This is a genomic window from Brevibacterium luteolum, from assembly GCF_013004595.1.
Classification (GTDB): Bacteria; Actinomycetota; Actinomycetes; order Actinomycetales; family Brevibacteriaceae; genus Brevibacterium; species Brevibacterium luteolum.
Genome location: NZ_JABEMC010000003.1, coordinates 278,964 through 304,045 on the forward strand (window position 1 = coordinate 278,964; position 25,082 = coordinate 304,045).

General features: G+C 66.4%; 20 protein-coding genes. 11 read left to right on the forward strand and 9 right to left on the reverse strand.

Annotated elements, in window-relative coordinates; all coding sequences use genetic code 11:
- Positions 1-34: 34 nt before the first annotated feature.
- From HLA91_RS14190 to HLA91_RS06825, 3 genes are all read right to left on the reverse strand, one after another.
- On the reverse strand, positions 35-1,627 hold the full coding sequence (locus tag HLA91_RS14190) for an AAA family ATPase (RefSeq protein WP_170274074.1): 1,593 nt from the start codon (positions 1,625-1,627) through the stop codon (positions 35-37).
- Positions 1,628-1,746: 119 nt separating this feature from the next.
- Positions 1,747-4,794, reverse strand: a complete 3,048-nt coding sequence (locus tag HLA91_RS06820) for an AAA family ATPase (protein WP_170274075.1) — start codon at positions 4,792-4,794, stop codon at positions 1,747-1,749.
- Positions 4,791-5,954 carry an exonuclease SbcCD subunit D gene (locus tag HLA91_RS06825; RefSeq protein WP_170274076.1) on the reverse strand — a complete coding sequence of 388 codons (1,164 nt, stop codon included), beginning with the start codon at positions 5,952-5,954 and terminating at the stop codon, positions 4,791-4,793. The genes HLA91_RS06820 and HLA91_RS06825 overlap by 4 nt, the downstream gene beginning before the upstream one ends.
- A gap of 195 nt (positions 5,955-6,149) precedes the next feature.
- Between HLA91_RS06825 and HLA91_RS06830 the strand changes: the two genes are divergently transcribed.
- The 3 genes from HLA91_RS06830 to HLA91_RS06840 all read left to right on the forward strand — a co-directional run bounded on the left by HLA91_RS06830 (position 6,150) and on the right by HLA91_RS06840 (position 10,976).
- Positions 6,150-9,551 carry a pyruvate carboxylase gene (locus HLA91_RS06830; RefSeq protein WP_170274077.1) on the forward strand — a complete coding sequence of 1,134 codons (3,402 nt, stop codon included), beginning with the start codon at positions 6,150-6,152 and terminating at the stop codon, positions 9,549-9,551.
- On the forward strand, positions 9,544-10,047 hold the full coding sequence (locus HLA91_RS06835) for a peptide deformylase (protein WP_170274078.1): 504 nt from the start codon (positions 9,544-9,546) through the stop codon (positions 10,045-10,047). Before HLA91_RS06830 ends, HLA91_RS06835 begins: the two co-directional genes overlap by 8 nt.
- 74 nt (positions 10,048-10,121) lie before the next feature.
- Complete coding sequence (locus HLA91_RS06840) at positions 10,122-10,976, forward strand: 3-hydroxybutyryl-CoA dehydrogenase (protein ID WP_170274079.1); 855 nt, start codon at positions 10,122-10,124, stop codon at positions 10,974-10,976.
- A gap of 91 nt (positions 10,977-11,067) precedes the next feature.
- Here HLA91_RS06840 and HLA91_RS06845 read toward each other — a convergent pair whose 3' ends face one another.
- Positions 11,068-12,345: an aspartate aminotransferase type Ic gene (locus HLA91_RS06845; protein WP_170274080.1), complete on the reverse strand. Its 1,278-nt coding sequence runs from the start codon at positions 12,343-12,345 to the stop codon at positions 11,068-11,070.
- A gap of 52 nt (positions 12,346-12,397) precedes the next feature.
- Between HLA91_RS06845 and HLA91_RS06850 the strand changes: the two genes are divergently transcribed.
- From HLA91_RS06850 to HLA91_RS06860, 3 genes are all read left to right on the forward strand, one after another.
- Positions 12,398-13,396, forward strand: a complete 999-nt coding sequence (locus tag HLA91_RS06850) for an endonuclease/exonuclease/phosphatase family protein (protein WP_170274081.1) — start codon at positions 12,398-12,400, stop codon at positions 13,394-13,396.
- Positions 13,393-14,190: a class I SAM-dependent methyltransferase gene (locus tag HLA91_RS06855; RefSeq protein ID WP_338076734.1), complete on the forward strand. Its 798-nt coding sequence runs from the start codon at positions 13,393-13,395 to the stop codon at positions 14,188-14,190. Before HLA91_RS06850 ends, HLA91_RS06855 begins: the two co-directional genes overlap by 4 nt.
- An 84-nt stretch (positions 14,191-14,274) precedes the next feature.
- On the forward strand, positions 14,275-15,258 hold the full coding sequence (locus HLA91_RS06860; protein ID WP_170274082.1) for a quinone oxidoreductase family protein: 984 nt from the start codon (positions 14,275-14,277) through the stop codon (positions 15,256-15,258).
- A 119-nt stretch (positions 15,259-15,377) separates the two neighbouring features.
- Here the strand turns inward: HLA91_RS06860 and HLA91_RS06865 are convergent, their stop codons facing one another.
- On the reverse strand, positions 15,378-15,815 hold the full coding sequence (locus HLA91_RS06865) for an Hsp20/alpha crystallin family protein (protein ID WP_170274083.1): 438 nt from the start codon (positions 15,813-15,815) through the stop codon (positions 15,378-15,380).
- A gap of 119 nt (positions 15,816-15,934) precedes the next feature.
- Here HLA91_RS06865 and HLA91_RS06870 point away from each other — a divergent pair, with 119 nt between their 5' ends.
- From HLA91_RS06870 to HLA91_RS06880, 3 genes are all read left to right on the forward strand, one after another.
- Complete coding sequence (locus tag HLA91_RS06870) at positions 15,935-16,867, forward strand: AEC family transporter (RefSeq protein ID WP_165882966.1); 933 nt, start codon at positions 15,935-15,937, stop codon at positions 16,865-16,867.
- Positions 16,868-16,978: 111 nt separating this feature from the next.
- The gene (locus HLA91_RS06875; RefSeq protein WP_170274084.1) at positions 16,979-18,454 is read left to right on the forward strand and encodes a polysaccharide deacetylase family protein; all 1,476 of its coding nucleotides are present in this window, start codon (positions 16,979-16,981) and stop codon (positions 18,452-18,454) included.
- A 1,219-nt stretch (positions 18,455-19,673) separates the two neighbouring features.
- Complete coding sequence (locus HLA91_RS06880) at positions 19,674-20,189, forward strand: ferritin (protein ID WP_102160048.1); 516 nt, start codon at positions 19,674-19,676, stop codon at positions 20,187-20,189.
- 110 nt (positions 20,190-20,299) lie between these two features.
- Here HLA91_RS06880 and HLA91_RS14055 read toward each other — a convergent pair whose 3' ends face one another.
- On the reverse strand, positions 20,300-21,013 hold the full coding sequence (locus HLA91_RS14055; RefSeq protein ID WP_275587801.1) for a septal ring lytic transglycosylase RlpA family protein: 714 nt from the start codon (positions 21,011-21,013) through the stop codon (positions 20,300-20,302).
- A 304-nt stretch (positions 21,014-21,317) separates the two neighbouring features.
- Positions 21,318-21,875, reverse strand: coding sequence for a hypothetical protein (locus tag HLA91_RS06890; protein WP_102160050.1), 558 nt, complete (start codon positions 21,873-21,875; stop codon positions 21,318-21,320).
- A gap of 120 nt (positions 21,876-21,995) precedes the next feature.
- Here HLA91_RS06890 and HLA91_RS06895 point away from each other — a divergent pair, with 120 nt between their 5' ends.
- Together HLA91_RS06895 and HLA91_RS06900 are read left to right on the forward strand one after the other, a co-directional pair.
- Entirely contained in the window at positions 21,996-22,724 is a 729-nt protein-coding gene (locus HLA91_RS06895; protein ID WP_170274085.1) for a glycerophosphodiester phosphodiesterase family protein, read from the forward strand.
- 75 nt (positions 22,725-22,799) lie between these two features.
- Positions 22,800-23,141 carry an RNA polymerase-binding protein RbpA gene (locus HLA91_RS06900; RefSeq protein ID WP_165882959.1) on the forward strand — a complete coding sequence of 114 codons (342 nt, stop codon included), beginning with the start codon at positions 22,800-22,802 and terminating at the stop codon, positions 23,139-23,141.
- An 86-nt stretch (positions 23,142-23,227) separates the two neighbouring features.
- On the opposite strand, the gene HLA91_RS06905 is transcribed toward HLA91_RS06900, so the two are convergent.
- A complete protein-coding gene (locus tag HLA91_RS06905) occupies positions 23,228-23,980 on the reverse strand; it encodes a polyprenol monophosphomannose synthase (protein ID WP_170274086.1) in 753 nt (250 codons plus the stop codon).
- 76 nt (positions 23,981-24,056) lie between these two features.
- Positions 24,057-25,037, reverse strand: a complete 981-nt coding sequence (locus HLA91_RS06910) for a metal-dependent hydrolase (protein ID WP_338076733.1) — start codon at positions 25,035-25,037, stop codon at positions 24,057-24,059.
- Positions 25,038-25,082: the final 45 nt, after the last annotated feature.

Below are 25,082 nucleotides of genomic sequence, written 5' to 3' on the forward strand. Positions count from 1 at the left end.
GAGGCGCCGATCCGCGATTGCCCTGCTCAGCTGCTCAGCGGCCGAACCACTTGCGCCTGGTGTTCTTCTCACGTTCGCGGCGCTCACGCAGCTGCCGCCGTGTGAGGAATGCCTCTTCCCCTCCGGCCGGCTCATGGATCGGAACGGGGCCGGAACCAGGGTCGACGAGCGGCATAGCAGCGGTCTCCACTCCCGCGTCGTCCTGCCGTGACTGCGGCTGTGCTGGTGGCGTCGATCCGGTGGGTTGGCTGCCGACCGTGGGAGCTGAGCTCGGTTTCGGCGGCTGCGGATGGGCACCGTCATTGCGGGACGGGCGCTGATCGCGACGGTGCCTTTCTTCAGCTGGATCAGAGCTGTCGGCTGCGACCGTGTCAGCCGGGGCACTCGGTGTCGTCGGGGTGTCCGGGTCCTTCGTCGAGCGCGCATCTCCTGCCGAGACTGCTTGAGATGGTGCCTGTGACGGTGTCGTCTCCTCGCCCCGGTCGGCTCCGTCAGTCTGGGCGGCTCGGTCAGCCTGGGCGACTCGGTCAGCCTGGGCGACTCGGTCAGCCTGGTCGGATTCGGCCTGTGCTTCCGGTGCTGAGGCTGTTTCGGCTGCGAGGCCTGCCGACTTCCTGCTCTCGGCCCCATCGGCCGGGGCAGGGGAGCTGGTGGCAGAGTCTGTCGCCTGCGCAGCGCTGTCTACTGTCGCTGCCTGGCCCTGCTTGCCGGAATCGCCGTGCAGTTCGGCAGCAGTCGACGGACGTTCATCTGCTGTGAGAGATGCGTCGGACCGCTGTGCATCTCCGGAGCCGCCAGACGCAGCCGACGACGCCGGGGTGGCCTTGGCATCTGCTTTGCGGCGGATGCGTTCGGAACGCAGCGCGCGATCGAGGATCTTGTCGAACGCTGCAGCGAGCTCGGCTGCCGGCTTGCCCGGCCAGGAGTGGATCGGACGCGCGGATCCCTGAGCCTGCTGCAGAACTGTGCGTTCGGGTATCGGCGGGTTGACCACCAATGGGCCGAACATCTCGCGCAGCTCGTCAATGCGATAGGAGTGCTCGCGGGACTGCAGCCGGGCGCGATTGACGACGATGCCCAGAGGCTGCAGGTCGCTAGCGGTGCGGCGACGCAGTTCGTCGGTGGCGCGGAGCGCGCGGTCGGCTGCGGCGACGGAGAAGAGCCCGGGCTCGGTGACGATGAGCACGCGGCTGCTTGCGGTCCACGCAGCGCGAGTGAGGCCATTGAGCGAAGGCGGGCAGTCGATGAGCACGAGGCGATAGCCGGCCCCGGCCTTATGAATGGCCTCCGAGAGTCGACGCAGGTAGCGCAGCGACAAGGTGGGCTGATCGAACTCGGCAGCGCGGGGCGATCCGGAGATCACATCGATATGACCGCGCTGATCGCCGACCCAACCGCTGGGAACAACGGCGCGTTCGAGAATCCGCTTGCGCGGTGCAGCGAGGACATCGGCGATGTCGACTTCGGTGCGCACCGGGATGTCGAGGCCTGTCGAGGCATCCGCCTGCGGATCCATATCGATCACCAGGGTCGGGATGCCGCGGCTGTAGGCAGCAGAGGCCAAACCGAGGGTCACCGAGGTCTTGCCGACCCCACCTTTGAGACTAGAGACGCTGAGCACAAGCACACTCTTACGGTATCCGATTCGCACATCGCGGTCACGGACCTCGCCCGGCAGGTGGCCAGCAGTTTCAACAGATCACCATCTGTGCTGACCTCAGGAGGTCCGACCTCAGCGCAGTGCGCTCAGCCGCCAGGGGAGGAGCGGTGGGTGATCGTCGATCCGGTGGGGCTCCGCTCGATGCGCAGCTGCTGGGGAATCGACTGCAGCATGGACTGCACGTGGGAGATGACTCCGACACATCGTCCACCGGCGCGCAGCTCGTCCAGCACCTCCAGAACCTGGGCCAGTGCGTCAGGATCGAGCGAGCCGAAGCCTTCGTCGATGAACAGCGAATCCAATCTGATGCCGCCGGCTGCGGCCGCCACGGTGTCGGCCAGCCCGAGCGCCAGGGCCAATGAGGCCATGAATGTCTCGCCGCCTGAGAGTGAGCGGGGATCGCGCGGTTCGTCGGTGAACGTATCGAGCACTTGCAGGCCGAGGCCGGCGCGCTTCTCCCGTCGGTGCAGGGAGAGGTCGTGGATGAGCGTGAACCGACCGCCGCTCATCGTCTGCAATCGTTCGGAGGCATTATGTGCGACTTCGACGAACAGCGACAGCAGGGCATATGAGCTCAGCGGCAGCCGGTGAAGGTTGTCAGCGGAGGTGGCGCGCACGATGCCATCAAGGGCGACGTCTCCACGGCGCTGTGCGACCTCGGCTTCCACCTCGGCGGCGGTGTGCAGGAAGCGCTCGCGCAGCTGGACGAGATCCGCGGCATCATGTCTGTGCACCGCCAGCAGCTGACCCAGATGCTCGGCGTCGGAGGCGGCGGTCGTGCGCTGCTCAGCGGTGACGGCGACACTGTCTATCAGCTCCTCGTCTGATGCTGTGTCAGCGCAGGCGGGCGAGTACCAGTCCTGGCTTGTCAGCTCTGCGATCCGGGCGGCCTCATCAGCAGCGGCGCGCAGAGCGCTGTCGACTCCAGTCTTATCGATCTGGCGGGCTTCCTGATAATCGTTTCTGTCGGTGAAGCCGGCCTCAGTCAGTGCCGTCTCAAACGCGTCTCGGCGTTCGGCCGACTCGGCGGCTGTGTCTTCTCGCTTCGTCTGTGCCTGGATCAGCGTTTCACCGGCATTGCGCAAGCGCTGCAGCTGAGCTGCGCACTCCTCAGCAGCCGCGGAGGTGTCGGGGGTTTCGAACCCGAACGGATGCAGAGCCGCTGCTTGGTCGCCTGAGACCACGTCATCGAGCTGCTTCAACTGGCCGCCGACTGCCGACAGCTGGGTGGCGCTTGTCTGGGCGTCTTCCCGAGCTGAGGCCTGCTGCTGTTCGAGCGCGACTCGCTTCTGCTGCAGTTCGTCACGCTCTCTGCGTGCCTGATCGAGCTCGCGAAGTGTCTGTGCGGCGGTGTCGCGTGCCTGAGTGAGTTCGGCAAGCGAGACAGCTGCGTCCTCACCTGCCAGCTCGTCGAGGCTGCGGGTCAGGGCAGTGATCCGGGCGCGCGACTCTGCCAGCGTGCTGCGTGCGGTATTGGTGGCGTTCTGCGCCTGAGTCCACGCGTTCAGCGCTGCGTCCTCGTCAGATTTCGTCACCGTGTCGTCGGTGGGCTTTGCCGGTGCGGGATGTTCGGTGGCACCGCAAACGGAGCACGCGTGTCCCGATGTCAGCTCGGCAGCGAGTTCTGCTGCGATACCGGCCAGACGGGTCGAACGGATGCGGGCGTAGGTGTCCTTGGCGGCGGATTCCTCGGCCTGCCTGTCCTTCAGCGCTTCCTGCTGTTTGTCGCGCTGCTGCTCGGCGGCGGTGATCTCGTCGCCGCGCTGCTGGCGGATCGCAGCGGCTTCCAGTGCGCGCAGCAGCCGGTCGTATTCCCGCTGGACGTCACTGCGAGTCTCAAGCCGGGCGTTGAGCTCATCAAGTGCGGCATCCTGGGCAGCGGCTTTCTCCTCCAGTTCGGCCACCCGGCCGGCTGCGGCCGTCTGCTTCTGCTGGAGGTCGGTGCGCTCACGCGTGAGGTCAGCGACGCGTGTCAGGTGCGTGGCGATGCTGGCCGCCGCGCGCTGACCGTCGCCAGCTGCCTGAACGATATGTTCGGCAGAGGTGGTCTCAGGCTGGCGGGGGAGTGCAGAAAGTTCTGTGCTGAAAGCCGTCAGCGCTGCGGTGTGGTGCTTCTCTGCCGCTTCCTGTTCGCGGACGGCACGGTCAGCTTCACGTCCGTACGGTGCGACGCTCTCTGCCTTGATCGCCTGGCGTTGCAGCTGGGACAGCCGTGCGCGCTCGTCAGCAGAGGTGGCGTAGGCCTCCTGCCGGCTGCGCAGCTGTGTGAGCTTCTCACGGTCAGCCTGACGTGCCGCTGCTGCGTCGGCAGCCGCTTCGGCATCGGCAGAGCGCGTGCGCGCAGACTGCAGCACCTCAGTGAAGACGTCGATCCGTTCGCGCACGACGCTGACCGCCGCCCCCAGCACGGCATCGACATCGGCGACACTCGGATGGGCCGCGGTCGGGATCGGCAGATCCTCGCCGCAGCTGCCCTGCGCCTGGCGCATGAGCGTCTGCCGTTCCTGTGACACGGCATCGAGTGCGGCACGCGCCTGCCGGGCCCGTGCCTCGAGGATCGACTCCAGATCCGTGAAGTGCTCGGTGTTGAACAACCGCCTGAGGATGGGCTCGCGTTCGATCGGATCTGCCCGCAGGAAACGGGCGAACTCGCCTTGGGGGAGCAGCACGATCTGCATGAACTGGGCGGCCTTGAGCCCGAGCACCCGGTTGATCTCCGCCTGCACCTCCGACACGGTGCGGCCGATCCCATCCCAGTGCCCCGACTCCGGGTTGAACACCGACAGCTCAGCGGTCGCCTTCGCCTCGGTCATACCGGTGCCGCGCTTCTTGGGGCGCATGTAGCGCGGGCTGCGCCGGACTCTCCACCGCCGTGCCTGCGCAGTGAATTCGACCTCGACGTAGGTCGGGGTGTCAGGATCGGCGTAATGGCTGCGGTAGTCCTCAGCGTCGCTGCGCGCCCCGGGCACGGTGCCGTAGAGCCCGAAGGCGAGCGCATCGAGGATCGTCGTCTTGCCTGCCCCGGTCGGACCGCTGATGAGGAACAGACCATCAGCACCGAGCTCGTCGAAGTCGACGGCCTGTGCGCCGGGGAACGGACCGAAAGCCTGCATCTGCAGCGAGTTCATCCTCATGACGTCGCCTCCCGCAGCTCCAGCAGCGCTGAGTCGAAGCGGGCGAGATCCTCGACATCAGCCGGCTGTCCGGTGACATGAGAGATGAAGTCGGAGAACACCTCGCGGTCAGTGCGTTCGACGCTGCCCTGCGCTGCTGCTTCATGTGCCTGTGCAGGCTGTGCGGCATTGACCCAGGTCATCTTGATGAGCTGCGGGAAGGTCTCCTTCAGCCGGCCGAGTGCCCCGGTCACCCGAGCCGGGTCGGTCAGTTCGGCGGCCACGAGGGTTTCGGTGAGATCTTCGCCATCGGCACGTGCCGCCCGCCCGGTCTCGAGCACCTCCTCAAGCGTGCCGCGCAGGGTGCGCACATCGCTGAAAGCAGGTAGGGCGATGCTCTCGACGCTGAGCTCCGGGCCCGAGGTGTCGAGCAGCAGCATCCGCTTGGGTGTCTTGGCCTCGGTGAAGGAGTACGGCAGTGGGGACCCGGAATACCGGACGATGTCGGTGACGTCCTGGGGCCGGTGCAGATGCCCGAGAGCCGCGTAATCTGCACCGGCGAAGACATCAGCGGAGACGACCGAGACGCCACCGACGTCGATCGAGCGCTCCGATTCGCTGGCCAGCGACTGCCCGCCGACGAAAGCGTGAGCTGCGACGATGAGGAAGGCGTCTGGGTACCGCTGCTGGTGATCGGTGCGGATGAGGTCCATGACGTGTGCCAGCACCGCCTCATGGCTGCGGGCACACCCGAACTTCCCGGCCACCAGTCCAGGTTCCAGATACGGGATCCCGTACACCACCGCCTCGGGCGAGGACGCACTGCCGCCCAGCAGCACCGGCCAGGTGAGATCGGAGATCCGGGTGCGGATGTGCAGGCCGGCATGATCGAGGGTGCGGCGCCCGTGGCCGAGCCGCATAAACGAATCGTGGTTGCCGCTGGTGGCGATGACCCGGACTCCGGAATCGAGGAGCGCAGTGACAGTCTCATCGAAGTTCGTCAGAGCATCAGCCGGAGGGATCGCTCGATCGTAGACGTCCCCGGCGACAAGCACTGCGTCGATGCGCTCGGCAGCGACGACGTCGAGCAAATGGTTGAGGAACGCACGCTGCGCGGCGGTCTGGTCGACACCGAAGAAGGTGCGCCCCAGATGCCAGTCAGAGGTGTGGAGGATCCGCATGCTGCCAGCCTAGCCAAGACCACGGACACCGCTTCGACGTCAGGCCGGTCACATCCGCGCCCGGCCCTGCCCGTACACTTGGAGCAGCAAACTGGAACCTGTGCACGGTGGCGGAAACCGCCCTGAGTACAGTTAGGAACCGATAAAGGAATTCCGCCGACCATCCGTCGGCGCCGAGAGGAACGGTCATACCTGATGTTCTCCAAAGTTCTCGTTGCCAACCGCGGTGAAATCGCGGTTCGCGCATTCCGTGCCGCCTACGAACTCGGTGCCTCCACGGTTGCCGTCTTCCCCTATGAGGACCGCAATTCGGAGCATAGGCTCAAGGCTGACGAAGCCTACCTGATCGGCGAGGAGGGCCATCCCGTCCGCGCCTACCTCAGCGTCGACGAGATGATCCGCGTCGCCAAGGAATCCGGCGCTGACGCGATCTACCCCGGTTACGGATTCCTCTCCGAGAACCCCGATCTCGCCCGTGCCTGCGAGGAGAACGGCCTGACCTTCATCGGCCCGTCGGCTGATGTGCTCGAGATGGCCGGCAACAAGGTCCAGGCCCTCGATGCCGCCCGCCGTGCCGGGATCCCGACCCTCGAATCGACCCGCCCATCAGCCGATATCGATCAGCTGCTCGGTGAGGCCGAGGGCATGGAGTACCCGCTGTTCGTCAAGGCCGTCGCCGGCGGCGGCGGACGCGGCATGCGCCGGGTGGCGAACAAGACTGAGCTCGTCGACGCACTCAAGGCCGCCATGCGCGAAGCCGAAGGCGCCTTCGGTGATCCGACTGTGTTCATCGAGCAGGCCGTGCAGCGCCCGCGCCACATCGAGGTGCAGGTGCTGGCCGACAACAACTCCGAGGCTGTGCACCTCTTCGAGCGCGACTGCTCGATCCAGCGCCGCCACCAGAAAGTCGTCGAGATCGCCCCGGCCCCGCACCTTGATGAGGAGATCGCCGAGGCGCTGCGCAACGACGCCCTCGCCTTCGCCCGCGCGCTGGGCTACCAGAACGCCGGCACCGTCGAGTTCCTCCTCGAAACCGAAGGACCGCGCTCCGGCAAGCACGCCTTCATCGAGATGAACCCGCGCATCCAGGTCGAGCACACCGTCACCGAGGAGATCACCGACGTCGACCTCGTGCAGTCCCAGATGCGCATCGCCGCCGGTGAGTCACTGGCCGACCTCGGCCTGACCCAGGATGCCCTGCGGATCAAGGGTGCAGCCCTGCAGTGCCGCATCACCACCGAGGACCCGGCGAACTCCTTCCGTCCCGACACCGGCACCATCACCGCCTACCGTTCCGCCGGCGGCGCCGGTGTGCGCCTCGACGGCGGCACCGTCTACGCCGGCGCCGAAGTCTCGGCTCACTTCGACTCGATGCTCGTCAAGTGCACCACCCGTGGCCGCGACTTCGAACAGGCCGTCAACCGCGCCCGCCGTGCCATCGCTGAGTTCCGCATCCGCGGTGTGGCCACCAACATCGGCTTTCTGCGTGCGGTGCTCGATGACCCCGCCTTCATGCGCGGAGACCTGTCAACGACCTTCATCGAAGAGCGGCCCCACCTGCTGGAGGCCAAGGTCGGTGCCGACCGCGGCTCGAAGCTGCTGGAATTCCTCGCCGATGTCACCGTCAACAAGCCCAACGGCGACTCGCCGGTCTACCTGAGCCCGAGCGAGAAGCTGCCGGAGGTCTCCTTCGACGGCGGCCCGCCAGCCGGCTGGAAGCAGACGCTCGACGAGCTCGGCCCCGAAGGATTCGCCCAGCGTCTGCGCCAGGAGAAGACCCTCGCGGTGACCGACACGTCCTTCCGCGATGCGCACCAGTCCCTGCTGGCCACCCGCGTGCGCACCAAGGACCTCCTCGACGTCGCCCCGTACGTCGCCCGCATGACCCCGCAGCTGCTCTCCGTCGAGTGCTGGGGCGGAGCGACTTACGACGTGGCGCTGCGCTTCCTGGCCGAAGATCCGTGGGAGCGCCTGGCGAAGCTGCGCGAGGCGATGCCGAACATCAACCTGCAGATGCTGCTGCGCGGCCGCAACACCGTCGGCTACACCCCGTACCCGACCGAGGTCACCGATGCCTTCATCGACGAGGCCACCCGCACTGGTGTCGACATCTTCCGTATCTTCGACGCCCTCAACGACGTCGAGCAGATGCGCCCGGCCATCGAATCGGTCCGCAGTACCGGCTCGGCCGTCGCCGAGGTCGCGCTGTGCTACACCTCGGATCTCAACAACCCCGATGAGAAGCTCTACACGCTCGACTACTACCTCGGCCTGGCCGAGCGGATCGTCGAGGCCGGCGCCCACGTGCTCGCCATAAAGGACATGGCAGGCCTGCTGCGTCCGGCGGCAGCCACCAAGCTGGTGACCGCGCTGCGGAAGAACTTCGACCTGCCCGTCCACGTCCACACCCACGACACCGCCGGCGGCCAGCTCGCCACCCTGCTCGCCGCCTCGGCAGCGGGTGCCGACGCCGTCGACGTCGCCAGCGCCTCGGTCGCCGGCACCACCTCGCAGCCGTCGATCTCTGCGCTCGTGGCCGCACTCGAGCACACCGACCGGGACACCGGCCTGTCGCTCAAGAGCGTCGAGGACCTCGAACCGTACTGGGAGGCCGTGCGCAACGTCTACAAGCCGTTCGAATCCGGCCTGCCGGGACCGACCGGACGCGTCTACCGCCACGAGATCCCCGGCGGCCAGCTGTCGAACCTTCGCCAGCAGGCCAACGCACTCGGCCTGGGGGAGAAGTTCGAGGAGATCGAGGCGATGTACGAAGCTGCCGACGACATCCTCGGCCACCTCGTCAAGGTGACCCCGTCATCGAAGGTCGTCGGCGACCTCGCCCTGCACCTTGTGGCAGTCGGCGCTGACCCGAAGGAGTTCGCAGACAACCCGGCGAACTTCGACATCCCGGACTCGGTCATCGGATTCCTCTCCGGTGACCTCGGCGACCCGCCCGGCGGATGGCCCGAGCCGTTCCGCACCAAGGCTCTCGACGGCCGCTCCCACAAGCCGGCCACCGAGGACCTCTCCGCGCACGACGCCGAACTGCTCACCGAGCCCGGCCGCACCCGCCAGGAGACCCTCAACCGGCTGCTGTTCCCCGCCCCGACGAAGGAATTCAACCGGATGCGGGAGACCTACGGCGACCTGTCGGTACTGGAGACCCAGGCCTACCTGTACGGACTCGACGAAGGCGAAGAGCACTCCGTCATCATCGAGAAGGGCAAGGCGCTGCTCATGGGCGTCCAGGCCGTCGGCGCCGCTGACGACCGCGGCATGCGCACCGTCATGTGCACGCTCAACGGCCAGCTGCGCCCGATGTCGGTGCGCGACCGCTCCATCGAGGTCGACGTCGCCACCGCTGAGCGCGCCGACACCTCCAACCCCGGCCACGTCGCCAGCCCGTTCGCCGGCGTCGTGACCCTGCAGGTCAAGGTCGGCGACGAGGTCAAGGCCGGCCAGACCGTTGCCACCATTGAGGCGATGAAGATGGAGGCCTCGATCACCAGCCACATCGACGGCACCGTCTCGCGTGTGGCGATCGGCGAAGTCCAGCAGCTCGAAGGCGGCGACCTCGTCGTGGTGGTCGATGGCTGAGCGGGAGATCCGCTGCTACGGCGACCCGGTGCTGCGCACCCGCTGCACTGAGGTGACGGTCTTCGACGACCGCCTGCGGCGCATGGTCCAGGACCTCGCGGACACGACCGTGCCCGAGGGCCGGGCCGCCGTGGCAGCACCCCAGATCGGGATGGACAAGCGGATCTTCGCCTACCACCTCGACGGGCGGATCGGCCATGTCATCAACCCCGTCATCGTCGAAACCGGCGGCGAGCTGCGCGATATCGACGAAGGCTGCCTGTCCGTGCCGGGACTGTGGTTCCCCACCCCGCGCTGGGAGTACGCCGCCGTCACCGGGCTCAACGTCGAAGGCGAGGAGATCCGTGTCGAAGGCGAGGAGGTCTTCGCCCAGATGCTGCAGCACGAAACCCAGCACCTCGACGGCATCGTCTACATCGAGACGCTGCCAGCCGAGCGCCGCAAGCAGGCACTTAAGGCGATCCGCCGGACCGACTGGTTCATGGCAGGCCGCTGAGACCACCGGCCGAACCGACAGACAGACCGCCGGGCAGCACGCCCGGCGCACACAGAACGACCGAAGGAGTACCAGTGACCATTGAACGTGCAGGAGTCATCGGCTGCGGCCTGATGGGATCGGGCATCGCCGAGGTGCTCGCCCGCGCCGGCCTGAGCGTCGTCGTCCGCGACATCAACGACGACGCAGTGGCTGCCGGCCGCAAGCGCATCGAGAAGTCCTTCGCCAAGGGCGTCGAGCGCGGCAAGATGACCGAACAGGAACGCGACGAAGCCCTCGGCCGGCTCACGTTCACCACCGAGCTCTCCGAAATGGCCGACCGCCAGCTCGTCATCGAAGCCGCCAGCGAGAACGAGGACATCAAGAAGAAGATCTTCGCCGAACTCGACGCCATCGTCACCGACGAGCAGGCGATCCTCGCCTCGAACACCTCGTCGATGCCGATCATCCGCTTCGCCCAGGCGACCTCGCGGCCCGAGCGCGTCCTCGGCCTCCACTTCTTCAACCCCGCCCCGGTGCAGCCGCTCGTCGAGATCATCTCCTCGGTCGTCACCGCGCCCGAGGTGGCAGACGAGATCGAGAAGCTCTCCACCGAGGTGCTCGGCAAGACCCCGATCCGCTCCGATGACCGTCCCGGCTTCATCGTCAACGCCCTGCTCATCCCGTTCCTGTTCTCGGCCATCCGGATGCTCGAATCCGGTCACGCCACCAAGGAGGACATCGACACCGGCATGGTCAACGGCTGCGCGCACCCGATGGGCCCGATCAAGCTCGCCGACATGGTCGGCCTCGACACCTGCCTGTTCGTCGGCCAGAGCATCTACGAAGAGACAGGCGACCCGGCTGCCAAGCCGCCGATCCTGCTCTCGCGCATGGTCGACGGCGGCCTGCTCGGAGCCAAGACCGGCAAGGGCTTCTACGACTGGTGATCCCAGCCTGAACCGCCCAGCGACCACACGCTGACACGACAGGCGCGGGTGCAGAGGACGATCCTCTGCACCCGCGCTTGCGTCTTGTGTGTCAGTCCTGGGCGAGCAGCTTCTCGCAGGCGGCCAGCCGCACGCACACGGCGAAGCCCTCGACGGCCGTCTCGACATCCTCGAGTGTCGGCATCGACGGAGCCACCCGGATGACGGCGTTGTCCGGATCGAGCTTGTACGGGTGCGTCGAACCAGCAGGGGTGAGCTTGACCCCGGCCTCGGCGGCGAGCTTGACGACCCGATCAGCGGTGCCGGGCATCACCGAGACGGTGACGAAGTACCCGCCGTTGGGATCCGTCCACGTCGCGATGTCATCGTCGCCGAGGCGCTGACCGAGGATCCGGGAGACCGCCTCGAACTTCGGGCGCAGGATCTCGGCATGCTTGACCATATGGTCGACGACCCCGTCAGCATCACCGAAGAAGCGCAGGTGCCGCAGCTGATTCACTTTGTCCGGCCCGATCGACGCGGCCGCGAGATGCCCGGTGAACCAGGAGACGTCGGCATCCGAGGCGCCGAAGAACGCGACACCGGCACCGGCATGGGTGACCTTCGATGTCGAGGCGAAGATCCACACCCGGTCCGGGTTGCCGGCCTCAGCTGCCAGGGACAGGATGTCGATCACCTCGGCGTGCGGCTGGCGCAGGTGGTGGAGGGCATAGGCGTTGTCCCACAGCAGCTTGAAGTCCTCGGCTGCGGTCTTCATCGACACGAGACGGCGTGCGCGCTCGTTGCTGATGGTGATGCCGGTCGGGTTCGAGTACATCGGCACCAGCCACATGCCCTTGATCGTCGGGTCGGTGGCCACCAGCTCTTCGACCTGCTCAAGGACCGGTCCCTCGTCGTCCATCTCCACGGAGACGAGCTCGAAGCCGAGCGCCTCCGCCAGATCGAAGTGACGGTCGTAACCGGGCACCGGGCACAGGATGCGGCGCGGCTGCTGGGCCCACGGGGTGGTGCCTGCTGAGGTGCCGAACAGGCAGGCGAAGCTCAGCGCCTGATGCATAAGGCTGAGCGAGGAGTTGCCCTGGGCGAGCAGCTGGGATGCTGGGACCTTGAGCAGCTGACCGAAGATCTCCCGCAGCTCGATGAGACCTTCCAGTCCGCCGTAGTTGCGCACATCGACGCCGCTGGGGGACAGGCAGTCATCAGCGGTGACGTTCGTGAGCATGTCCGCGGCCAGATCGAGCTGCTCGGCAGAGGGCTTCCCGCGCGTGATGTCGAGGGCGAGTCCGCGCCCGGCGAACGCCTCGTAGTCGGCGTGAGCCTGCTCCAGCGCAGCCTCAAGATCGGAACGGGACAGGTCAGTCAGGGACATGGGGGAGATCCTCTCACAGCGCGACGAGATCGGTGTCTCCTATACTACTGGCGTGCCACAATCCCCACGCGCCCAGTCACCGCTGATTCCCGTGCTGCTGGGCATCATCACAGCCGTCGTGCTCGGTGTGCTCATGTGGTTCCCCCAGCACCTCGTCCTCGGTGCTGTCACCGGCATCGCCCACCTGCAGTCATTCCGCGCACTGGCCACCGCCGCCCTCATCGTCGTCCTCGCGCTGCTGTCTCTGAGCTTCGTCGTCGGCCGCGGCGTGCGCTTCTGCGCCGGGTTCATCGCCACCTCGCTCATCTTCGTCGCTGTCAGCCTCGGCGTGCTCGGGCTGCGCGGCGGCACCCCGCAGGCCCAGCTGCCCGCTGTGCCCGGTGATCTGCGGGTCATCTCAGCGAACCTGTTCTTCGGCGCCGGCAGCCTTGATGATGTGCTCGGCCCTGACGCCAGGGGAGCAGGGGTCATCGCCCTGCAGGAGACCGACCGGCAGACCCTCGTCGCGGCTCTTGAGCAGCGTGGTCTTGCCGGGGACTACCGCATCGCCCACCGGGCGGTCTTCGACGGTGAGGCCGGCACGGTGCTGGCCGTGCACAATTCCCTGGAACCTGAAGAGCTTGCCGATCCCGAGGCGTCGCGCGCCTTCGTGGGCATGCGCACCAGGCTTGGGGATATGTATGCCGTGCACACGCACGCACCGATCCAGCGCAGCCTGGTCCAGCGCGAATGGCAGCGCACCGTCTCTGCTGCCACGGGCCTGTGTCAGCCCGGCAGCAGCGTTCTCGTGGCAGGCGACTTCAACGCCACTCTCGACCACGCCCCGTTCGCAGTGCCTGAGGGCTGTGCGGATGCAGCCCGCAGCCTGCGGACGGCCGGAGCCGGCACGTGGCCTGCCAGCTGGCCTGGCCTGCTCGGCGCGCAGATCGATCACCAGGTCTACGATCGGGCTGCCCTGCACCCGATCGGCGGGCAGATCCTGGAGATCTCCCGATCCGATCACCGCGGCATCGTCATCGACTACCACCTGCCGCCGGAGACGCAGCAGTGACCTCCCAGCCGGCCGAGAACGACCTGCGCTACGGAGCGGGCCCCAAGATCCCACAGCAGACACGGACAGCCCACGGGCGCCGCTTCGGCACGACCGCCGAACTCTACGACGCCGTCCGGCCTGGATACCCGGCTGATGCCATCGACGCTGTGCTGGCCGGGCCGGCTGACCGGCAGTTCGATGTCTGCGACCTCGGGGCCGGCACCGGGCTGCTGAGCCGCGACCTACTGCTCGATGACCGGGTCGCCGAACTCACTGCCGTCGATCCGGATGAACAGCTGCTCGCCCGCAATCCCGCCCAGGTGCGCGTCGGCACCGCCGAGGCGATCCCGCTGCCGGATGCCTCCGTCGACCTCGTCACCGCCGCCCAGGCCTGGCACTGGTTCGACCCGCAGGCCGCCGGTGCGGAGATCGCCCGGGTGCTGCGCCCCGGCGGCAGGCTGGCGATCCTGAACAACCAGCTCGACGTGCGCATCCCGTGGGTGCTGCGCCTGGCCCGGATCATGCACGCAGGCGACGTCTACCGGCCCGGCTGGCAGCCCCACCTCGGGCACGGGTTTACGACTGAACCCACCCAGGAGCACCTCTTCACCACACCGGTCACCATCGACACCGTCGTCAAGCTGGCAGCCACCCGGTCCTATTGGCTGCGCTCCAACGAGCGCACCCGCTCCCGGGTCGAGGCCAATATCCGCGACTATCTGGCCCATGAGGCCGGATTCGACACGACCGGCACATTCGAGCTGCCCTATCTGTGCCTCGTGAGCATCTCACGCGTGCCGACCGCAGACTGAGACATCCCTGGTCGCAGGCGCGCCCACCCGCCTCAGGGGAGTGCCGGCATGAGAGGATGGACGCAGAGTCAGGAAGGAGACGTCATGCGTGGAATCCAGCTCACTGAGCACGGCGGGCCCGAGGTGCTGCAGTGTTCCGAACTGCCCGAACCGCAGGCAGATGGAAAGGTCCTCGTCGAGGTCAAGATGGCCGGCATCAATCGGCGCGACGCGCTCATCCGCGAAGGCGCCGGACCGCAGTACCGCCCGCACCTGCCGCTCATCCTCGGCTCCGATGCCGCTGGCGTCCGCCGCGACACCGGCGAGGAGGTCATCGTCTTCCCCTCGCTCAACTGGGGTGACTCCGATGCCTGCGCCGGCCCGGACTTCAGCATCCTCGGCGGCCCGAGCGACGGCACCTATGCCGAGCTCATCGCCGTGCCGGAAGAGAACCTGTACCCCAAGCCCAAGCGGATGGCCTGGGCCGAAGCCGGAGCGCTGGCGCTGTCGGGAGTGACGGCCTATCGCGCGCTGTTCACCGTCGGGCAGCTTGAGAAGGGCCAGACTGTCGTCATCCTCGGCGCCGGTTCCGGGCTCTCGCTGCTGGCCCTGCAGCTGGCGGTCAAGGCCGGTGCGCGTGTGGCGGTGACCTCGTCGAATCACGACAAGATCAACCTCGCCAAGGAACTCGGCGCCGTCACCGGTGTCGACTACACGGTCGACGACTGGGAGCTGACGTTGCGCGATGAGATCGGCGAGGCCGACCTCGTCTTCGACTCCGTGGGCTCGACGCTGCAGGAATCGGTCATGATGCTCAAACCCGGCGGCGCCGTCGTCGCCCTCGGCGGGACGGAGAACCAGGGCGTCGTCGAGGATTTCGACATCCGCACCCTGTACCTGGCCCACAAGCGCGTGCTCGGCACCGCCATGGGCTCCCCGCGGGACTTCGCCGGCCTGCTCGATATGGTCGAAGACGGTTCGATCGACCCGATCATCGACTCCGTCTACCCGCTCGACGAGGCGGCAGAGGCCCACTCGCAGCTCGATTCGAACCTGCGCTTCGGCAAGATCGTGCTGAGCACCGACTGAGCCGCAGCACAGCTCCGGCTTCCCTCAGCACCGGGAACTGAGTCACGAAACGGGCCGCACACCTGAGCAGGTGTGCGGCCCGTTGGCGTGATGAGCTGGGCGCAGGAGCGCTCAGCCGATCAGGCCTGGGTCTCGTCGCCGGAAATGACGTCTCCGCGCTGGGTGTGGTTGACCGAGATCTTGCGCGGCTTGGCCTCTTCTGCGACCGGGATGGTCAGCAGCAGCACGCCGTCCTCGTAGGCAGCGGTGATCTGGTCGAGGGCGATGCGGTTGCCCAGCGTCAGCTGGCGGGCGAAGGTGCCCGTCGGGCGCTCACGGCTGAGCCACTGCACCTCGGAGCTCTCCGTCGAGGCGGTCCGCTCGGCGCGCACCGTCAGCGTGCGATCCTGCACGTCGACATCGATGCTCGACGGGTCGACACCGGGCATGTCGATGCGGGCGACGAAGGCGTCGCCGTCGCGGTACAGGTCCATCGGCAGGGCGGTGCTGTTCGGGGTGCGGGTGATGTCGGAGAAGAAGCGGTCGAGATCGCGGATCGGATCGAACTTTGCAGCCATGGCAGGCTCCTTTCGGTCAGCTGGTCGCTTACGTTGAGTCTAACGCGCTCAACTTTGGTTTCATTCCCGTCACTTGACCAGTTTCCTGGGAATCACCTCAGTCTCCATAGAGTGGGCACATGGACTTCGTCAGTGTTGTCGGCGCCCTCATCCCGGTCGCCGGCCTCATCGCCTTCGGCTGGGTGCTGCGCCGGCTGCGGCTGCTGAGTGACCCTGATTTCTGGTCCGGTGCCGAGAAGCTCGCCTACTTTGTCCTACTGCCGGTGCTGCTCTTCCGCAACATCTCAGCTGTCGACATCTCCCACATCGACATCGGCCGCCTGGCCGCCGCCCTCGTCCTGCCGACGATCGGCATCACGATCATCCTCTTCGCACTCAACCGGGTGCTCGCCTCCGACCGGCCATCGTTCACCTCTGTGGTCCAAGGTGCGATCCGGTTCAACACCTATATCGGCCTGTCTCTGTCGGCGACTCTCTTCGGCCCGGAGGGCGCGGCACTGGCTGCCATCGTCGGCGCGGTGCTCGTCCCACTCGTCAACGTGCTCTCCTCGATCGCCTTCGAGCTCTTCCTCGTCGACAAGCGCTCCTGGCTGGCACTCGGCCGCTCGGTCATCCTCAACCCGCTCGTGCTCGGCTGTGCTGCCGGTGGGGCGTGGAATGTGCTGCCGGTGACCACGCCCGAGGCGGTGGCCGGGATGATCGATCCGCTCGCCGCTGCCGCGCTGCCGATCGGCCTGCTGTGCGTCGGTGCTGGCATCCGGCGGTTCTCGGTGCGCGAGCACGCCGTCGCCTTCGTCTCAGCGACCGTGCTCAAGCTGCTCATCGTCCCGGCGGTCACGGTCGTCTCGCTGCTGGCATTCGGCGTCAGGGGAGAGGCTGCTGTCGTCGGGCTCATCTTCCAGTCGATCGCAACAGCCTCCAGCGCCTACGTCATGGCTCGGCAGCTCGGCGGCAACGCCACTCTCATGGCCGCTCTCATTGCAGGTCAGACGGTCATCTCGATGCTGACCCTGCCGATCGTCTTGACGACCGGTGCACAGCTGCTGCTGTGAGAGCCTTTCGAACTCCTCACATTCACCGGATTCGGTGTGCATCTCCACAGGGGCACGGATTAAACTCTGATTCGTCCCCGCATCCCCGTCTGCACCCAGGATCGTCTCCTCATGTCGCGTCGTCCCCGCGCCGCTGTCGCTTCAGCGGCGATCGCAGCCCTGCTGCTCAGCGGCTGCGCCTCGAACGGCACCAGCCGCGAGGCAGCAGCACAGGTCACCGCACTCGCCGATGGCCGCACACCGTTCGCCGCTGCAGCCGAACCTGCCGATGTGCTCGGCCAGCGCCACGAATCCGACAGCCCGGACTATACTCTGCGCTTTCCCGAGGTTCGCGGTGCTGAGGCGTTCAATCGGAAGATCAGTGACTTCGTCAGCGAGCTGCGCCGCCAGCGGCTGCCCGAATCCGAGTCATCAGGCGCAGGCGGAAAGAAGCCTGTGCCGGGGGAGTACGAGCTTGACTGGCAGGTGACGCAGAACTGCCGCAGCCACGTCTCCTTCCTGCTCCATGACCGCAGCACTCTGCCCGGTGCCGGACCGGAGGCCTATTACACCAAGGTGCTCGACCGTGATGCCGGAACCGAGATTCCGGCAGCCGAGCTGTTCACCAAGGCAGGGCAGCGAGAACTCGCCACCCACGTGCTTGAGGCCCTGCGGCGCAAGGGCTACCGGACCAGCGCCCATGACGCCGCGCACCTGAGCAGTGTGCAGGTCGAAGCCATCACCACCGGCACTACCGTCGACGGACACGGGGGACTGGTGACCCACCTCGGCAGCGGCATCGTCAATGCCCGCGGTGACGATTCGGTGGCCGTGAGCTTCACCGGCGACCAGGCCCGCGACTGGCTGACAGCAGCCGGGCGGGAGTGGCTGAACGACTCGGCGCCTGGGCCGCAGCTCAAAGCAGGGCAGAAGATTCCCGAGCACGTCACCCGCGACCGCAACGATGTCGACTGCGCTGAGACCAAGTGCGTGGCCCTGACCTATGACGACGGTCCGGGCGAGGACACCCCACAGCTGCTTGACGCGCTGGCGGCCGAAGGCGTGCCGGCAACGTTCTTCGTCAAGGGCACCTCGATCGCGGGCAATGAGGCCACGCTCAAGCGGATCGCCGAGGAGGGCCATGAAATCGGCAGCCACACATGGAACCATCCGCAGCTGACGAAGATCTCGCGATCGGCAGCCGAGCGGGAGCATGCCCGCATCAACGGCGCGATCGAGAAGGTGACAGGGGAGAAGCCCACGGTCTTCCGCCCGCCTTACGGCGCCTTCGCCAAGGGTGTTCCCGACGGCGGGCTGCCGTCGATCATCTGGAGCCTGGACACCAATGACTGGCAGAACAAGAAGGCACCGGAGAAGACCGTCAAGGCCGCGACCACTGACGTGCGGCCAGGCGACATCATCCTCATGCACGACATCCACAAGCCCAGTGTCGAAGCCAGCCCGCAGATCATCGCCAAGCTCAAGGAACAGGGCTTCACGCTGGTGACCGTCAGCGAGCTCTTCGGCGGGGAACTCAAGCCGGGGCAGAGCTACTACAGCGATGAGCGCAAGGAGGGCAGCCGCCACATTCCGCGCTGGGCTGGGTGAGAGCCAATGACATTGCCTGGCGGCTGCGTGGAACCGGCAGGTCGGCTACCAGGTGAGTCTCAGCATTGGGTATCCTTGTTCCGAGACACGCAATGGCCCGCTCAACAACCCGTTTCAGGAGGTGTATCACGTGGCAGACATCATCATCTCCATGTGCATCGTCGGTGCAGTCATGTTCGCGCCGATGGTCGCAACGCTTTTCATGCCGGCCGGACGCGGTCGCACGACCGTGACCAGCCAGGACGACTGAGGAAAGCACTCGTCTGCCAGCCTCGCTGAGCGGAACGATGACGGATACGGTGCACTGCCACGAAGGCGGTGCACCGTTTCGCATTCAAGGGACACTCCAGCACCGGTGAGGGAGAGTGGCTGGCTCTGGCGCCGAGCAGATGTGTGCGGGAGCGTCTGAAACTGTAGTTTACATAATGTATATTATCGGCGTACGACGGTGATTGCGGGAACTAGGCGCGCAGCGGTGTCCATGTGCTCACGCTCGGCTGCCTCCACCTGTCTTCATGGTCGCACGGACTGCGCCTGCCGCAGCGTATGCGTATGGCCATCTGCCTGCCGTGTGCGTTCGGGTGTCCTTGACGCTCCGGTGTCTGCGGGTGCGCAGCGTTCGCACTCCATATAGACGTTGTCGTGACCCTCGTGTCGTGTCCTCGACTGCACTGGTGATGTTGCTCTAGTGACGTTCTGTCGGTGGCTGCCCTCTGGTCATGGATACGTCATGTGGCATTCCTGGCCCCTGCGAGGTCACGGCTGCACTGTCTCCCGCGCATCAGAACAGACGCCCAGGGCACATGCGGGTATGCGGAATTATTATGTCAACCTGCCTGTACGGCCCTCGTCTGCTCACGTTTGAGTCCCGCGTCAGCGGCCGTGCAGTGCTGACGACGATTCGTCGAGCTGCCCGCGTAGCTGCCCGCTGGGCATGCGTGAGGAGTTGCGGGCCATCCGAACAGAGGCGACCACCGCCTCGGGAACGACCCCTACTCCCCTGTACCACTCCAGCGCTTGTCTCTATTCTGGAATGTTTCCAGGTTAGGCGTTCTTTGCCTTACTGGAGCCGCTTGCAGGCCTGCTATAAGCTCGAAACTGCGCACATGCCCGCAGGATGAATCGCTGAGAACGCGATTGTCGCCTCACCCGGACCGAAGGCGAATCTCCTGCACCTCACTACTGGTCCGATCACCCACACGATCGAAAAGGAGCAGTTATGGAACTCACCCAGAACATGGCCGCCGCAGTCAGCGACCAGGTCACCATGGAACTCGAAGCCTCTATCGTCTACCTGCAGCTGTCCATCGAACTCGAAGACCAGGATCTCACCGGCATGAGCTCGTGGATGCGGGCACAGGCCGAGGAGGAGCAGGTGCACGCCGCGAAGTTCATCCAGCACGCGCTCGACCGCGGCACCTCGCCGCAGATCGGCACCATCACCGCTCCGAGCTTCGCCGGCAAGTCCCCCGTCGAACTCTTCCAGGCCGCTCTCGATCACGAGCGCAAGGTCTCCGAGTCGATCCGCAACCTGTACCGGACCGCTCATAAGGAAGATGACATCGACATCATCCCGCTGCTCAACTGGTTCATCGACGAGCAGGTCGAAGAAGAGGCCACCGTTGGTGAGATCGTCGGCCAGCTCGAACGCGTCGGCGAAGACGGAAACGGCATCCTGCGCATGGACGCCAAGCTCGGCGCCCGCACTCCGGACGTCGTCGCTGCCGAAGGCTGATACGTCGCCAGCACTGCTGACCGGCAGCCTGCGCTGAGGTCACGCTGATGCGAAAGCGCCCCCTGTCCACGCGGACAGGGGGCGCTTTCTGCGTCACAGGCACCGAGGGGTCAGAGGACTTCCCAGTCGACGGTGATGACACCGGATCCGATGCCGCCGACGGCCTTCATCGCACCTTCGCTGAGGTCCAGGCAGCGGCTGCCGACGAACGGCCCGCGATCATTGATGCGCACGACGACGGACTTGCCGTTGGCCTTGTTGGTCACCTTCACCTTGCTGTTGAAGGGCAGCTTCTTGTGCGCGGCGGTGATGCCCATCGGATCATAGGACTCACCATTGGCTGTCGTGTGGCCGGTGTTGTAGTACGACGCCTTGCAGGTGCCGCCCTGGCCGGAGGCTTCGGTGTTCTGCTTCGGCTCGCTCTTATCGCGCTTCGGGCTGGAGTCCTTCTTGGAATCCGAGGACTTGTCCTCGTTCTCTGTGGACGCGCCGGTCGCGGCTTCAGCGGCGGCTGGCGTCGGGATCTCCGGGATGACCGGTGGCGGCGGAGGCGGCGTGGGCTTCGGTGATGCGGCGATCTCCTGGGAACCCGACTTCTCCTTCGACCGGCTGACGGCATCGTCCCAGTCCTTAAGCAGCTTCTCTGCGTGCGCATTGTCGGTTGATACGGCCTGTGCTGAGGCGGGGCCGGTGCGCGGCTGCTCTTTGCTGCTGAAGACAACGCGCTCAGGGGTGCCGCTGTCGGCTGGGGCGAGCATGAGGCCGGAGACGGCCAGGCTCGCCACTGCTGCAGTCGGGACAGCTAAGGCCGCCCAATTCGGCATGCGCTTGGTCGATCTGAGAATGCTTGCCGCTGATGCCGGCTCCTCATCGATGTCACTGTGGCGGCCGTGCCGCCGTGGTCCGAATGCCCGGAAGAAGTCAGCGATCGATGCTGAGAGCTTTGTCTTCGGCGCAGAGTGCTTGCCCACAATCAGGCCCTTCTCACTTATGTGGCTGTGACAACACTCACAGCTTATGTAACGGTACGGTAAAGCACCACCCATCTGGCGCATTCTGAGGAAACACTGATGAAGGTCCTGCATCCGGTGATGGATGCAGGACCTTCAGAGCAGGGCAGCCTGTCACTCAGGGTTGGCGGTAGTCGGTGTCAGCAGCAGTGCGGTCTGCGGCAGCCGGCGGCGTGACGGTGGTGTCGACCGTTCCCTCAGCAGGCTCCGCCACCGTGTCCACGGTGGTGTCGGCATCGTTGCGGCGGATGAACTCCCGGGCCTTATCGGCACCAGTGCTCACACCGCGCTGGACGGTGGTGAAGGTCTGATCCATGCGGCCGGAGAACTGCTCCTGGGCACCGGAGAGGAGCTTCGTAAGCTTCTCTTCGGTCCAGTCGACGGCCTTATCGGACTTCGACAGGGTGGTCTTCGCCTGTTCCCGGCCCTTGTCGACAGCCCAGCGCGCCCGGTCCTGGTAGGCGCGGGATCGGCCGCGCGGGTTGTCCTTCAGCAGGCGAGCTTCGTCGCGCAGCTGGCTCGTGCCCTCACGCGCGGTGCGCCCGAGCACATCGGCGAAGCTGCGGCCGTAGGCGAATGTCCGGCCGGCGAGCTTGCGCATCCGGTCGGTCGTCGACGTGTCGGTGGAGTCGTGGACAGCAGTCGGTTCGATGGGTTCGTTCTCACTGCGTTTCATAATCATCCGTCCTCGTAGATTGCGCGCTGAAGCCAGTATGACAGCACTGGCTGAGACTTCGATTCAGGCATCACCGATATTCGCGACATGTCGCAGCCGGCCTGCAATAGGCTGGCTGGTATGACTGCTGCGCGCCCGGACATCATCGCCCATCGCGGAGGCCTGTGGCCCGGAACAGAAGAGAACACCATGGCAGCCTTCGAACAGGCCGTCGCCCACGGTGTCACGCTGCTTGAGACCGATGTGCACCTGTCAGCAGACGGAGTGCTCTTCGCCGCCCACGATGATGATCTTGAGCGAATCGCCGGGCGTCCCGAGCAGCTCGCCGAGCTTCCAGCTGCAGAACTGGAGGCGATCGAACTCACCGCCGGCGGGACACTCCCCCGGCTGACTGACCTGCTGGAGGCATTCCCCACCGCCCACTTCAACATCGACGTCAAAGCCGACCGCTCGGCAGCCGCGGTGATCCGGCTGCTGCGCGGCCGCAGGGACACCGCACGCCTGCGCTTGGCCGCCTTCTCCACCCGCCGCCTGAACGTCCTGCGGCAGGCGCTGCCGGGCGTCGCCACCTCGCTGGGCACCACCGAGGTGGTGCGGCTGCGTCTCCTCGGCGCCGGTGGCTGGCGTCTCGACCCCTCAGTCGACGCTATGCAGGTCCCGCCGAGCCGGTACGGATTCCCGGTCATCACCGCAGGCTTCATCCGCGCTGCCCACAGTCTCGGACTCCGCGTCGATGCGTGGACGATCAACGAGCCTGCGGAGATGCGCCGTCTGGCGCGCCTCGGGGTCGACGGGCTCGTCACCGATGATCCGTTGACGGCCCAGGCGGTGCTGGCCGAGGCGGTTTAGGCGGGAATGAAACGAGTCGCTAGACTGTTCTGGTTGCCAAGAGCTTGAAAACCATCATCGGAAGGTGTGCAACAGATGAGTGAACGCAGTCTGCGCGGTACCCAGCTGGGCTCCCGAAGCCTCGAATCGGAAGTTGGTGTCGAACCTGCCCCGCGCCAGATGGTCGAGTACGTCTGCGAAGACGGCCATAAGTTCACCGTCCCCTTCTCCGTCGAAGCCGAAGTTCCGGCCACCTGGGATTCGGGAACGCATGGCATCGGCACGCGCGTCGGAGGCGAAGAGCCCGACGAGGAGCCGGAGAAGCCGGTGCGCACCCACTGGGACATGCTGCTGGAGCGCCGCTCCTTCGACGAGCTGCAGGTGCTCCTCGATGAGCGTCTGGCCATTCGCCGTGGGGAGATCCCGCCACAGGTCTGATGACCTGACGCGGCAGATATGCCGCGGCCATTGAACGCAGAGAGGGCGGATCCGATATTCGGATCCGCCCTCTTTCTGTGTGCGTCTCAGGCCGCGCGCCCGTTGACTCTGCCGACGAGGTGGCGTGCCTGGGTGAGGCGGCGCTGGGCACCCCACTGGGCGACCCGGCCGACGGCCTCGCGGATGATGCTGCCGTGCATCTTCGACTCCCCGAGCTCGCGTTCGACGAACACGATCGGCACCTCGACGATCCTCAGGCCGGCCTCGTGGACGCGTTTGGTCATATCAATCTGGAAGCAGTAGCCCTGTGAGGCGATCTCGGCGAGATCGAGCTGTGCCAGGGTCTCGCGGCGATAGGCGCGGAAGCCTGCAGTGGCGTCCTTGACGCCCATGCCCATGAGCGCATCGACGTAGATGTTCGCCCCACGGGAGAGCACATGCCGGTTGCGCGGCCAGTTGACCACGGCACCACCCGGAACCCAGCGTGAGCCGATCGCCAGATCTGCCCCGCCGGCCACCGCATCAAGCAGCAGCGGCAAGTCCTTGCCGCGATGGGAGCCATCGGCGTCCATCTCGCAGATGACCTCATAGTCGCGTTCGAGTGCCCACTGGAAGCCGGCCACATATGCCGGGCCGAGCCCGGCCTTCTCCTTGCGGTGCAGGACGTTGACGCGCGGGTCCTCTGCTGCGCGCTCATCAGCCCAGCGGCCGGTGCCATCTGGAGAGTTGTCATCGGCGATGAGGACATCGACGTGTGGAGCGTAGGTGTGGATCGCTGCCAGGGTCACCGGCAGCGAATCGAGCTCGTTGTACGTCGGGATGACGATCAGTATAGACATATGCACGGTTACACCCTAGAGGAGATTGGTGCGCGACTCATCAGGGCAACACGCCCCGAGTGGTTCGGGCAGGCGTTCAGGACGTCACTGCTGTGCCGTTGGCCCAGACCCTCAGCAGCTGCGGCAGTGCTGCATCGGAGCTGAGGTCGGGCAGCCCGGGTGTGCCCGAGCGCGGATCGGTGCTCCAGGCGGCCACGCGCGAATCGGCTGCCTGCACCAGTAGGCTCTCAACGGACCACACGCACGCGGTGGCCGCAGCCCCGGGCGCCAGCACTCCCCCGTCGAAGCTGCCCAGTGCCCGGTAGCCGAAGCGGGTGACGGCGTTGAATGCCGCCCGGGCCGAGACACCGTCAGCGGAGTCGTACACGGCTGCCCGCAGGGTCTGCCAGGGGTTCTCTGCCGTGAGCGCGAAGCTCACCTGGGCGCCGGCGGCCAAAAGCTGGGCCAGCGGCTGGCGGTGTCCCAGCGGGTCGAGGGTGATGCCGAGACCGGACTGGGCCAGCGCATCGATCGCCTCGGATGGGACGGCGACGTTGATGAGCAGCCGCCAGGCGTTGCGCTGCAGATGGGCGCGCACGCCTGCGTCCTCAAGGAGACCGAGGACCGCAGTGAGATCGGCTGCACTGTCGATGAGGACGAACTGCGCCCCATCCGGCAGAGCATCGGCGTCGAGCGCACTGGCGGGCAGCGCACCGAAGCCCTCCCCTGCTCCCCCGAGCTGATAGGCAGTCGTGACCAGCGCCTCGGGAGCGGAACTGGCGAACTCCTCCAGCTGCTCAGAGGTGCCGATGAGATGGGCGGCGGTCACACCTCGGGCCAGGAGTTGATCGCCGCTGGGCGCCGGCCGGGCAGCCTCCGGACGCAGGTCGACGGCCGCGGCGACGAGACCCGGGGTGACGAAGGCCCCGGCGAGATCGTGGTGCGCGCCCTCGAAGGCGCAGGCGGCCTCATCCGAACCGACCCAGGCGACGGTGTCACCGGTGAACATGATGGCGGTCGCGAAGGGATCGGCGCTGGAGTAGACATCAGCGTTGTACAGGATCGTCGAGTCAGTCACGCCGCCATTGTGTCACGACACCGGGCCGCTGCCCTTGCCGCCTGC